The 11975-nt window shown below is 70.3% G+C and carries 11 protein-coding genes; all 11 read right to left on the bottom strand.

Annotation, left to right across the window (positions count from 1 at the left end; genetic code table 11):
* Positions 1–17: 17 nt before the first annotated feature.
* A complete protein-coding gene (locus tag MK786_RS11470) occupies positions 18–1979 on the bottom strand; it encodes a DUF6541 family protein (RefSeq protein WP_241112369.1) in 1962 nt (653 codons plus the stop codon).
* Positions 1976–2713, bottom strand: coding sequence for an ABC transporter ATP-binding protein (locus MK786_RS11475; RefSeq protein WP_241112370.1), 738 nt, complete (start codon positions 2711–2713; stop codon positions 1976–1978). The genes MK786_RS11470 and MK786_RS11475 overlap by 4 nt, the downstream gene beginning before the upstream one ends.
* Complete coding sequence (locus MK786_RS11480; RefSeq protein WP_241112371.1) at positions 2710–3615, bottom strand: ABC transporter permease; 906 nt, start codon at positions 3613–3615, stop codon at positions 2710–2712. Before MK786_RS11480 ends, MK786_RS11475 begins: the two co-directional genes overlap by 4 nt.
* A gap of 106 nt (positions 3616–3721) precedes the next feature.
* The gene (locus MK786_RS11485) at positions 3722–5179 is read right to left on the bottom strand and encodes a hypothetical protein (RefSeq protein ID WP_241112372.1); all 1458 of its coding nucleotides are present in this window, start codon (positions 5177–5179) and stop codon (positions 3722–3724) included.
* Entirely contained in the window at positions 5176–5874 is a 699-nt protein-coding gene (locus MK786_RS11490) for an acylneuraminate cytidylyltransferase family protein (protein WP_241112373.1), read from the bottom strand. Before MK786_RS11490 ends, MK786_RS11485 begins: the two co-directional genes overlap by 4 nt.
* Positions 5871–6917, bottom strand: coding sequence for a nucleotidyltransferase family protein (locus tag MK786_RS16475; protein WP_241112374.1), 1047 nt, complete (start codon positions 6915–6917; stop codon positions 5871–5873). The genes MK786_RS11490 and MK786_RS16475 overlap by 4 nt, the downstream gene beginning before the upstream one ends.
* On the bottom strand, positions 6914–7552 hold the full coding sequence (locus MK786_RS11500) for a NeuD/PglB/VioB family sugar acetyltransferase (RefSeq protein ID WP_241112375.1): 639 nt from the start codon (positions 7550–7552) through the stop codon (positions 6914–6916). The genes MK786_RS16475 and MK786_RS11500 overlap by 4 nt, the downstream gene beginning before the upstream one ends.
* Positions 7545–8642 carry an N-acetylneuraminate synthase family protein gene (locus MK786_RS11505; protein WP_241112376.1) on the bottom strand — a complete coding sequence of 366 codons (1098 nt, stop codon included), beginning with the start codon at positions 8640–8642 and terminating at the stop codon, positions 7545–7547. The genes MK786_RS11500 and MK786_RS11505 overlap by 8 nt, the downstream gene beginning before the upstream one ends.
* Positions 8639–9802 carry a UDP-N-acetylglucosamine 2-epimerase gene (gene neuC, locus MK786_RS11510; protein ID WP_241112377.1) on the bottom strand — a complete coding sequence of 388 codons (1164 nt, stop codon included), beginning with the start codon at positions 9800–9802 and terminating at the stop codon, positions 8639–8641. Before neuC ends, MK786_RS11505 begins: the two co-directional genes overlap by 4 nt.
* Complete coding sequence (locus MK786_RS11515; protein WP_241112378.1) at positions 9799–10956, bottom strand: LegC family aminotransferase; 1158 nt, start codon at positions 10954–10956, stop codon at positions 9799–9801. The genes neuC and MK786_RS11515 overlap by 4 nt, the downstream gene beginning before the upstream one ends.
* Complete coding sequence (locus MK786_RS11520; protein WP_241112379.1) at positions 10953–11948, bottom strand: GDP-mannose 4,6-dehydratase; 996 nt, start codon at positions 11946–11948, stop codon at positions 10953–10955. The genes MK786_RS11515 and MK786_RS11520 overlap by 4 nt, the downstream gene beginning before the upstream one ends.
* Positions 11949–11975 lie beyond the last annotated feature (27 nt).

The following is an 11975-nucleotide window of genomic DNA, read 5'->3' on the forward strand; positions in this document are numbered from 1 at the left end:
TCGCGACCGGCTCGCGCTCACGGCTCGCATGCGGTGATCCGCCACAGCGACGCGTCGCCCTCGCGGTCGACCAGCTCGAAGCCCGGCCTGTCATCGAAGTCGGTCATCCCCTGGAGTTCGTAGCGGCCCGGCGTGCTCTCGCCCAGCCCGAAGTCCACCACGAAGCTCGGCGACCCGTACGTCTCGAGCGCCTCGCAGACCTCCGGGTCGGTTCCGGCATCGCGGAGGTCGTTCTGGATGAGCTGCCACTGCGGCGTCCGCGGGTGCGCCCACGTGCGGGGGAAGACGTCGCGGCCGCTGAGCATGTAGCCGAATCCCATCCCGGTGGAGGGGTTGCCGATGACCCGCTCGCCCTCGCCGACGTGCTCGTCGAGCCGCTCGAGCAGCGCTCGCTCGTCCGGTGACAGGTAGTCGGGGGTGATGTAGCGCGACTCGGCGTCGACGGTGCCCTGCGTGACCGCGCGCATCTGGATCATCGGCGCGGCGATGAGAGCGGCGACGCCGAGCGACGCCACGGCGACCAACGCCCACCGCGCACCGAAAGCGTCGGCCTCCGCCCCTCGCCGGCGCGAGATGGCGCGGGTCGCCCAGCCGGCGATCCACGCCAGACCCACGGCGGCGAGCGGCACGATGACGACCGCGCACGCGGCGGCGATGCGGTACGGGTCGGCGTACCAGGCGCCGAGCAGCATCCGGCGCAGGAGCGGATTGCCGATCGAGGCGGCGACCACGTAGAGACCGGCGAGCACCACCCAGGCGGTCGCGAGCCAGCGCAGCTCACGGCGGAGGGCCGCGACGACCACGCCGACGAGCATGAGGATGCTGACACCGGCCATCACCGGCAAGAGCACCGGCCCGTTCAGCAGCACGTCGAGCACCGCCTCGATCTTGGTGCGGAACGGCGGCCAATGAGAGCCGGAGGTGGCGCGGGACAGCACGATCCACAGCGCGACGAAGACGGCCAGCGCCGCCGCGGCGGCCACGAGCAGGACCCCGCGGGTCAGGCCCTTCGTCGCGAAAGCGGCCGGAACCGCCCACCAGGTGAACCACGACACCGCGATGATCGCCCACGTGAGCAGAGATGCGGGCTGTGACAGCGCGATCGCGCCGAGCCCCGCGAGCAGGAGCACGCCGAGCAGCACGGCCGAGCGCGCGCGACCGGCGACCGGAGAATCGGCGGTCATCCACGCCGCCGAGCCGACGACCAGGCCCGCCACCGCCGGGACGAGCGCAAGCGACAGTGCGAACGAGTACAGCACGCCCCACTGGAACATCAGCATCGGAAAGACCACGAGCGAGGCGGAGAGGGCGGCCGTCAGCGGCACCACGATCGATCCTGCGCCCGCCATGCGCCGCGCGAGCCAGGTGACGCCGACCGGCCACACCCCCGCCGCGATGACGAGGGACACCATGTTGGCCGCGACCGGGATCTCCACACCGGTGAACAGCACGACCGCCGACGCGAGAGCATGCCACGCCGCCGGGTAGAAGCCGCGGCTGCCGACCACCGAGCTCACCTGGAGCGACGACGCCGATCCGGTCTCGAGGATGTGCCGCACCGCGTTCAGATGGAACACGGCGTCGTTCGTCATCGAGATCGCCGCGGGGTCGTGCACGTAGATCACGAAGCGGACCGTCGTCAGCGCGATGCCGATCACCAGCCCGGCGGCGAGCAGGCGGATGCCGCGGCCTGCCGGCCTCGGTCCGGTTCGGCGCGGCCCCAGCCAATGCCCGGCGAGCCAGGCGATTCCGGCGAGCACCGCGAGGCCGGCGACGATCGTCAGCGCCGACCAGGGGACGCGCACCGCACCGTAGACGAGAGCGAGCCCCGCGAATGCCGCGACGCCGAGGACCGGCGCGAGCGCCCACAGCGTCAGCCCACGCAACCTCCCGGCGGCGCCGATGGCAAGACCCGGCAGGAAGACGACGGCGAACGCGACGAGGAGTACGGGCGATGCGCCTGCCCAGGCAGCGATCACGACTCCACCAGGCGGACCGCTCCCTCGATGGGACCGTCGTAGACCACCTCGCCCTTGTTGAGCACGATGCCGCGGTCGCACAGCTCGCGGACCATCTCGAGATCGTGGCTCACGATGAGCAGCGTCTTGCGATCGGCGATGAGCTCCTCGAACTTGAGGCGGCACTTCTCGCGGAAGGGCGCATCGCCCACCGACAGGATCTCGTCGACCAGGAGCACGTCGAGCTCGACGTGGATGGCGACCGAGAACGCGAGGCGCATGAACATGCCGGAGGAGTAGTGCTTGACCTCCTGGTCGATGAACGCCTCGATCTCGCTGAAGGCGACGATCTCGTCGTAGCGCGCCTCGATCTCGCTCTTCTTCATGCCGAGGATCGCGGCGTTGAGGAAGACGTTCTCGCGGCCGGAGAGCTCGGGGTGGAAGCCCGCACCCACCTCGATGAGGCCCGCCACGCGTCCGCGCGTGAGCACCTCGCCCTCATCGGGCTCCATCACTCCGGAGATCAGTTTGAGAAGCGTCGACTTGCCCGAGCCGTTCAGGCCGAGGACGGCCACCGACTGGCCCTCCCCGATGGAGAGATCGATGCCCTTGAGAGCCTCGAACTCGCTCGTGAGCTTGCGCCGCTTGATCCAGGACACGACGGTGTCCTTGAGCGAATAGGCGTGGTTGAGCGTGAAGCGCTTGCGCACACCGTCGATGATGATGCTGGGCTTGATCGCCGTCTGCTGGGTCATAGGTCTTGCGCGAACCTTCCCTCGAGGCGGCGGAACACCAGCTGACCGAGCAGCAGGGTCGCCACGGCGATGATGAAGGTCGCGAGGGTGTTCCAGGCCAGTCCGGGCGGGATCTCGAACGCACCCGGTGTCACCGGCCGCCAGAAGGCGTAGTGGAAGAGCTCGACACCCTGCGTGATCGGGTTGAGCATGTAGAGCTCGACGACCCACTGCGGCCATCCGAGCAGGTCGACGATCGCCTCCTGCACCTGCCACCAGGCGTACAGCACGGGGGATGCCCACGTGGCGAGCAGCAGCAGGAGCTCGACGATGTTCTCCGCGTCGCGGTAGCGCACGTTCATGGCGCCGAACAGCAGCCCGAGACCCAGCGCGAAGACCATCACGATCGCCATGCCGGCGAAGATCGCCAGCACCGAGAGGAGCGAGATGTTGACGATCCAGCCGAGCACCAGGCACACCACCAGCAGCAGCGCGACCTGCGGCAGGAAGTGGACGAAGGCGACCGCCACCGCAGACACGGCGAACAGCTGCCGTGGCAGGAACACCTTGCGCACAAGAGCGGCGTTGCCCACGATCGATGTGGTCGCGTTCTTGAAGCCCTCGGAGAACAGGTTGATGACGACGATCCCGCTGAAGAGGTAGATCGCGTAGTTCTCGATGCCGCGGTCCATCTGCAGGAACAGCCCGAGGACGACCCAGAACACGAGGAACTGCGCGGCAGGCCGCACATACGACCACGTCCAGCCCAGCACCGAGTTGCGATAGCGCGTCGTGACGCCGGTGCGGATGAGAAGGCGCAGCAGGTAGCGCCACCGCACGACATCGATCAGCCCTCGGCTCTTGCCGGGGGTGTCGAACTCGGAACGCGGGACGGCGCTGAAGAGGTCTCGGGTATCGGTCACAGGCCTCACTCATTCGGCACGCAGCGAGGGGGACGCCGCGGGGACCAGCACATTCTAGGACAGCGAACCTGAGCGGTCGGGACGGATGCCGCACCCCGACGGCCGCTCAGGCAGCACCTCGCCCCGCCCGGCGGGTGTCGAGCCAGGTCCGGAAGGCGCCGACGGAGTCGGGCGCCCAGATGGCCGCGTCCGTCGCGACGTCGACTGTCGGGCCATGCCCGAGCGCTTCGATCCGCCGAACGGCGTCGGCGACATCGGTCACCCGCCGGCCGAACGCCTCGCCGACGACATCGCCTCCGAACGGGCTGTCGCGGGCGATGACATGGCACCCGAACGCGCGCGCCTCGTACAGCACCGTACTGGCCTCGCCGATCACCACGGCCGACCGCTTCAGCGACTCGTACACGTCGGGCGAGAGATCGACCGCGATGCCGGGGTCGGCCGACAGCCGCGGGTAGCGCTCCAACGCCTCGGCGAACTCGCCCGGGTGCGGGCGGAAGACGAGGGACCACGTCGAGCCGAGCGCAGCCCGCAGCTCCATGACGAAGGCATCGGTCGCGTCGGGATCCGTACGGGACGAGACCACGAGGACGCTGCGGGGACGGGTCGCTTCGGCGGCGGCCGCCTCTCGCTCGAGGTGCGGCTTGCCGATCGCGGTGACGACGCCCGGGTGACGGATCGACTCCGACCAGTAGGTCCCGAACGTGAGCACCTCGTCGGGCAGCGCGCGCTGGAGCGGCGCCTCGCGGAAGACCGCACCGTAGTTGTACGCGGCGTGCGACGGACCGATCCATCCGTGCTGCGGCTCGGCCACCCAGGCTCCGGCATCCTTCATCAGCCCCACCCACTCGCCCTGGTAGCTGTAGGAGCCGTTGTCGAACAGCACCACCTTCGGCTTCACGCGCTCGAGCAGCCGCGAGAGCTCGCCGAGCTGGTGAGGGCGCTGCAGCTCGGTGACCCGGACGCGCAGCCCGACGGCCGCGAAAGCACCGGCCGGCTGATCGAGGTGCCGCGCGAAGGCATCCAGCAGCCGGTCCATCGACCGGATCGTCGCGGGGGCGAGCGACGTCCCGCGTGCCCGCCAGCGTGACCGGGCGATCGCCGATTCCATGCTCAGCGTCGGACGGAATGCCGGTGCGCCGATCGATGCCGGCAGCGGGCGAACCTGGACGACGAGCGCGTCCTCGGCGGCATCGGCGAAGTCGTCGACGAGCCAGTTCCGTGCCCTCGTCCCCTCCTGCGACAGTGTGCTGCCCGAGACGTAGAAGGCGACGTCGTGCCGGTGTGCCCGCCGTACGGCATCCCATCGGTCGGGGAGGAAGCCTCGCACGATCCGCCGGAGCTCCTTCGCCCGCGTCCACTCGCTCGTCCGGGCGACCTCGACGCTCCCCGTCTGCTGGGCCGACAGCATCCAGAAGATCTGCATCCGCACCAGTGCCCAGAACGGCACCGTCGCGCCGGGAAGCACCTCGAGGAGGTCGTCGGGCGCGGAATCCTCGAGTTCGAGAAACCGGCGCATCGTGCTCGAGGTCCGCGCCTGGAGGTGGTCGGCCGGCTGCGTCACAGATCGCTCCGCTGCGCCATGAGCCACTCGACCACCGCGAAGTCGAACTCGCTGTCGACGTCGGTCGACCGTTCCGCCGGCATCTCGAACAGGATGGTCGACGGGAAGAACACCACCTGGTCCTCGAGGAGCGCCCTGCGCTTCCACACGTAGATCGACCCGTTCATGTCGAAGCAGCGCGGTGCGTCCTGGCGCCGGAGGACCGCATCGCCGGGGGTCTTGCTGACCGCCACGGTGCCGTCGGGCTGCTCCTCGACGAGGTTGAAGTACGGGTTGCGCCGCGCCTCCGTGCCGGTGATGAGCGAATCGACGTCCGTCGCCTCGAACATCGCCACCGCGCCGCGGATGTCTTCCACCGTCCGAAGGGGACTGGTCGCGTCGAGGTCCACGCAGACGTCGTACGTGCGGCCCGTCGCCTCCTCGGTGGTGCGCACGGCGTGCGCGATGGCCGGAACCTTGCCCGCCGTGTCGGTGGCCATCTCGGCAGGCCGCACCACCACGCCGGTCGCCCCGAATCGAGGTGCGAGCGAGAGGATCTCATCGGAGTCGCTCGAGACGACGACGTCGTCGAACAGTCCGGATCGCACCGCCTGCACGACGGAGTGCGCGAACAGAGGTCGACCGGCGACGATGCGGAGGTTCTTGCCCGGCACCCCTTTGGACCCCGCACGGACGGTGATGGTGCAGATCCTCATCGCCCGCTCCGCTCCCGCGCCCGCCGGGCGCGCTCGAGGTCTTCCGGACGCCCGACGTCGATCCACTCCTCGTGGATCTCGAAGGCGCCGACGCGGCGTCGCTCGGCGATCAGCCGCGAGAGCAGCGTCGGCATATCGCAGTACTCGTCCACCTCGAGCGAGGCGAGCGCGGGGGGCTCGAGCACGTAGATTCCCGCGCTGACGAGCTCGGTGTGAAGAGGCTTCTCGGCGAGCGCCGTGACGCGGTCGCCGTCGCGTCGCACCACGCCGAACGGTATCTCGAAGCCGTACTCGCGTACGCCGATCGTGGCGGTCCCGTTCGTCCTGCGGTGGAAGTCGAGCATGCGCCGCAGGTCGACCTCGGTGAGCAGGTCGGAGTTCATGACCACGAACTCGGACTGCACCGCGTCCTTCAGCTGGGCGAGAGCGCCGGCAGTGCCCAGCGGAGCGGTCTCGTGCAGATACGAGACCTCGAGGCCGAACCGCGCGCCGTCGCCGAGGTGCTCCTCGATGAGGTGGCCCAGGTGGTTCACCGAGATGTGCACCCGCCGGAAGCCCTGAGCCTGCAGGCGTCCGACGATGATGTCGATCATCGGCGCGTCGCCGACGGGCACGAGCGGCTTGGGGATGTCCTTCGTGAGGGGGTACAGACGCTGCCCTCGGCCGCCGGCCATCAGCACGACGGGCGTCTCCAGAGGCGTCGCGATGCGCTCCCCCTCCCCCACGACATCGATCATGCGACCGTCGCCGTCGACGACCGCGACGATGCGGATGCCCCGAGCCGACTTGAGCGCGTCGACGTCATCCTGCGTGGCGGTCGGGCCGACGGTCGCGGGCGAGGAGTTCATGACGGCGCCCACGCGGTCGTCGAGTCCCGCGCCGGCGAGCAGCCCTCGTCGCACGTCGCCGTCGCTCACCGCTCCGACCAGCCGGCCGTCGGCATCCTCGACGAACACGACCTGCAGGCGACTGCGGTCCAGGCGCACCAGGGCGTCTCGGATGCTGACATCCGGCCGGACCGTGAGCTGTGCGATGTCGATCACTGTGTCGGCCCTTCACCTCGGACGCGTGCGGGAACGCCGACCACGGTAGCCCCTGCCGGGATGTCCCGCACGACGACGGCGCCGGCGCCGACCACGGCGTCCGGCCCGACGGTCACGCCCTGGATGATGCGCGCACCGAGCCCGATCAGCGCCGACTCCCCGATGCGCACGCCGCCCGCCAGCACGGCACCCGGGGCGATGTGCGCGTGCGCGCCGACCCGGGCGTCGTGCTCCACGATCGCCCCCGAATTGACGAGCGCCCCTTCGCCGAGATCCGCCCCCACGTTGACGATCGCGCCCGCGAGGACCTGGACGCCCTCGGCGATCCGGGCGCCCGGATCGACGAGCGCCTGCGGATGCACGACCTGCGCCACGGCGAACCCGCGCCGGACGACGGCCTCGTGCAGCGCGCGGCGGGCGTCGACGGAGTTCGTCGTGCCGACGCCGTTCACGAGCAGCACGACGGCCGCGTCGAGCTCGGCCAGCCGCTCGTCGGTCCCCAGATGCGGCAGGCCGGGCAGCGCCGTCGACGGTGCGGGGGCGAGGTAGCCGGCGAGGGTGATGCCCCGCGCCTCCAGGGCGGCTCGCACAGAGCGCGCATGACCGCCGGCGCCGAGCAGGATGTGGTCACTCATCGATCAGCTCGCCGCGCGTGTAGGAGCGACCGGCCGGGGTGCCCACGACCTCCCAGAAGTCGAAGGCGCTGCGCCCCGAGGCCGGGCGGAAGCAGACGAGGTCGTCCTCGCCGATCGTCGCGCCGGCGTCGATGTCGCGGGCGGCGACGAGGCTGCGCCGGACGACCGCGCGATTGCCCTCCTCCACGGGGTGCGGGCGCTTCTCGGTGGAACCCAGCATCGTCGGCACCCGTCGCAGATCAGCGACATAGGCTCGCAGCGCGTCAGGATCGAGCGACGCCGCGTGATCGGGCCCCTCGGCGGAGGTGTCGAGAGTGAAGTGCTTCTCGACCGCGACGGCGCCCAGGCCGACGGCCAGCACGGACGCGAGCGAGCCGAGCGAGTGGTCCGAGTACCCGACACGATGCCCGAAGGTCGCGCCGATGGTCTGCAGGGCGCGCAGGTCGAGATTCTCGTCGGCCGCGGGGTACTGCGTGGTGCAGTGGAAGATCGTGACGTGTTCGGCGAACGCGACGAACTCCTCGCGCCTCGCCCACGCCAGCTCGAGCACCTCGGGGGTGAGGCGCACCGTGCGTTCGAGGATTCCGTGGGCCTGCGCGAGCCCGGCGGCGAGGAACCGCAAGGCCCGGGCGATCTCGCCGAGGTCCGCCATGCCCGTCGAGAGGATCACCGGCAGGCCGGTGCGACCGGCGGCGACCAGCAGCGGGGCGAAGGTGAGGTCTCCCGACGCGATCTTCACCAGGGGGATCCCGAGATCGTCCACGAGGAAGTCGAGGCCATCGAGATCGAAGGCCGTCGAGAGGAACCGGATGCCGCGCATGTCGCAGTGATCGCGCAGGGCGCGGAACTCGTCGTGACTCAGCTCGAGCTGGCGCAGCAGGTCGTGCTGCGACCGCACGTCATCATCCGACCGCCGCTGGTAGTCGGCCATCGCGGCGCTCTCGAGCGCGAGGTTGTCGGCCGAGAAGGTCTGGAACTTCACCGCGTCGGCTCCCGCGGAGGCGGCGAGGTCGACGAGCTCCTTCGCGGTGTCGAGCGAGCCGTTGTGGTTCACCCCCGCCTCGGCGATGACGAATACAGGTTCGGTCATGGACTCACGTTCCTTTCGAGGTCGTGGAACGTCTTGCGCGGCGGTCGAGGGATCTCGTGGTCGGCGAGCGTCCGTGCGACGCGCGCGGCGAAGCCGGGCGACCCGAAGACGTCCGTTCCTCCGGCGGTCCCCGTGCGGTCGAGCGCGGCGCGCACCGCTCCCTCGATCGCCGCGCGGGTCGATCGCGGCGTCGCGACGCTCTCGGCGAGCGGTCGGCCCCGCTGACGGTCACCGATGAGAACCGACGGCACACCCAGCACGGGGGCTTCCAGCACGGTGCTGGAGGAGTTGCCGACGACGACGGATGCCGCGTGCATCGCGCTCAGGTACCCGAGTTGACCGAAAGACTCCACGTAGTCCACGCGCGTCGGGTTCTCGGCGACGAAGTCGGCGATTCGCGCGCGCACATCTGCGGTGCCGATGTCGGAGTTCGATCCGGTGATGATGATGTGAAGGTCGTCCACGGCACGCAGCGCGGCGAGCATCTCCCCGACGAGCTGCTCGGGCGGCGCGACATCCATCGCGGCAGGGTGGAAGGTGACCAGCGCGGTGCGGGCCGGCAGCCGTACGCCGAACCTCCGAACGACCTCCTCGCGCGGCAGCAGGTCGAGCGCCGCGAGGGCGTCCACGATCGGAGCGCCGTGGAAGTAGACGCGCTCGGGCGCCTCGCCCAGCTGGATCACGCGTCGACGGTGATCGGCCGTCGACGTGAAGTGCAGATACGACATCTTGGTGATCGCATGGCGCAGGGCGTCGTCCATTGCGCCCTCGGTGAGCTCGCCGCCGTGGATGTGCGCGACGGGGACCGACAGGATCGTCGCCGCCGTCGCCGCCGCGTACGCCTCGAGTCGGTCGCCGAGCACGACGAGCACATCGGGGGCGAGCCGGGCGAGCACCTGGGCGTAGCGCGGGATCGCCGCGCCGACATCGGCCGCGGCACCCAGCGCGTCATCGGACCCCGACCAGATCGGCACCGACGCCGCCACCGCGAGGCCGTCGCGCTCGATCTCCGACGCCGTCCGTCCGAACGCCTCGCTGAGGTGCGTGCCCGTCACGATCAGCTGAAGCTCCAGCTCGGCGTGCGCCTCGATCTCCCGCAGCAGCCCGCGCAGCAGACCGTAGTCCGCGCGCGTGCCCGTGAGCACGGCGATCGTCCTCATGCCGCCGCCAGCGCCGGCGAGCTGGGGATGCACACGACCCCGGCATGGATGGCCTCCGCCGCGGGGACCGCGGCGTGCGGCAGGTGGCGGTAGGGCGCCTGGGTGTGGAGCAGATTCCACATCGGGCGGCACTGGAGTCCGGCGTCGTTGGTCGCCGTCAGCACGTCGTCGCGGACGGTGCGCCCGGCGTCGAACCGCACGGCGCACAGCCAGTAGTTGCTCTCGGTGCCCGCCGGCTCACCCACGAACGTCGCTCCCGGCATGCCGGCGAACCGCTCCCGGTACCGTTCGGCGAGACGCCGCTTGGCGGCGAGGAGCGCGGGCAGCCGCTCGAGCTGCGCGACCCCCAGGGCGGCGTTGAGATTGGGCATCCGGTAGTTGTAGGCGACCTCGTCGTGGTCGAACTCCCAGCGGTGCGGCACCTTGGCCGTCGTCGTGAGGTGCCGCGCGTGACGAGCCAGCTCGGCGTCGTCGGTGAGGATCATGCCACCACCGCCGGTCGTGATGATCTTGTTGCCGTTGAAGCTGATGATCCCGAGCCGGCCGAAAGTCCCCGTGTGCACACCGCCCGCGCGGCTGCCGAGCGACTCGGCAGCGTCCTCGACGACCGGGACGTCGTAGTCCGCGGCCAGCGCGACGAGCTCGTCGATGCGCATCGGGTGACCGAGCGTGTGCATCGGCACGATGGCACCGATCCGCCTGCCGCTGACGGCGTTGACCGGGCCGTCCGGCGACGAGGAGGCCGCGCGCAGCACCTGCGCGACCGCCTCCACCGACATTCCGAGCGTCTCGGGGTCGCTGTCGACGAAGAAGGGCCTCGCTCCGACGTGCGCGACCGCGTTGGCCGTGGCGACGAACGACAGCGTGGGCACGATCACGTCGTCGCCGGGGCGCACGCCGGCGAGCTGCAGTGCGACCTGGAGGGCCGAGGTCCCGTTCGACACGGCGACCCCGTGGCCTGCGCCGGTGAATGCGGCGATCCCTTCCTCGAACTGCGAGACGAAGGCGCCCACGCTGGACACGAACGTCGAGTCGAGGCACTCCATCACGCGCTCCTTCTCGAGCGGCGAGATGTCGGGCACGTGCAGTCCCACGAACGGCGCATCGCCGACGATGTCGCGCAGCGCGGCGACGACCTCTCCGGGAGCGTTCATACGATGTAGGCGTCGGTCCGGTAGCGAGCAAGGTTGGCCGGGTCTGTGAACCACTCCGCCGTTGCTCGCAGACCGTCCCGGAAGCCGTCCACGCCGTCGAACCGCGGCTGCCAGCCGAACAGCTCCTTCGCGCGGGAGTTGTCGGAGAACAGCCGCTCTACCTCCGAGTTCGCAGGCCGCAGGCGCTGCGGGTCTTCCGTCGCGGTGGCATCGACGCCCATCGCCTCCGCGATCAGGTCGAAGGTCTCGCCGATCGACACCTCGAACCCCACGCCGAGGTTCACGACCTCGCCGACACCTGCCGTGCTGGTCAGCGCCGCGGTGAAGCCCGCCACGGTGTCGGGCACATAGGTGAAGTCGCGCGTCGGGGTGAGGGCGCCCAGCTGCACCTCGCGCTTCCCCGCGGCGAGCTGGCTGATGATCGTCGGGATCACCGCCCGCGCGGACTGCCGCGGGCCGAACGTGTTGAACGGACGGATGGTCAGGGCCGGGAGCTCGAAGGAGGTGTAGTAGGCGTTGACCATCTGGTCGGCGGCGATCTTCGACGCGGAGTAGGGCGATTGCCCCTGGAGCGGGTGGGCCTCGTCCATCGGCACGTATCGCGCGGTGCCGTAGACCTCGCTCGTCGAGGTGTGGATGAAGCGGCCGACCTCTGCGGCGCGCGCGGCGTTGAGCAGGTTCACCGTGCCCTGGATGTTGGTCTGGACGTAGAGGTCGGGCGCGGCGTAGGAGTAAGGGATCGCGATGAGGGCCGCTAGATGCAGCACCGCCTCGCGGCCGCGCACCGCCGACATCATCAGCGCAGGATCGCGCACGTCGCCGGGGAGGAACTCGATCTCGGCGGCGACCTCGGGCGCCAGCCCGTCGAGCCAGCCCCGCGAGTCGAACGAGTTGTACAGCACGAGCGCGCGCACGTCGTGCCCGTCCCGAACGAGCTGCTCAGCCAAGTGCGAGCCGATGAATCCGTCAGCTCCGGTGAGCAGTACCTTCATGCCGGCCAGTTTACCCGGCCGGCATGA

The sequence above is a fragment of the Microbacterium sp. CFH 31415 genome (genome assembly GCF_022538185.1).
GTDB lineage: Bacteria > Actinomycetota > Actinomycetes > Actinomycetales > Microbacteriaceae > Microbacterium.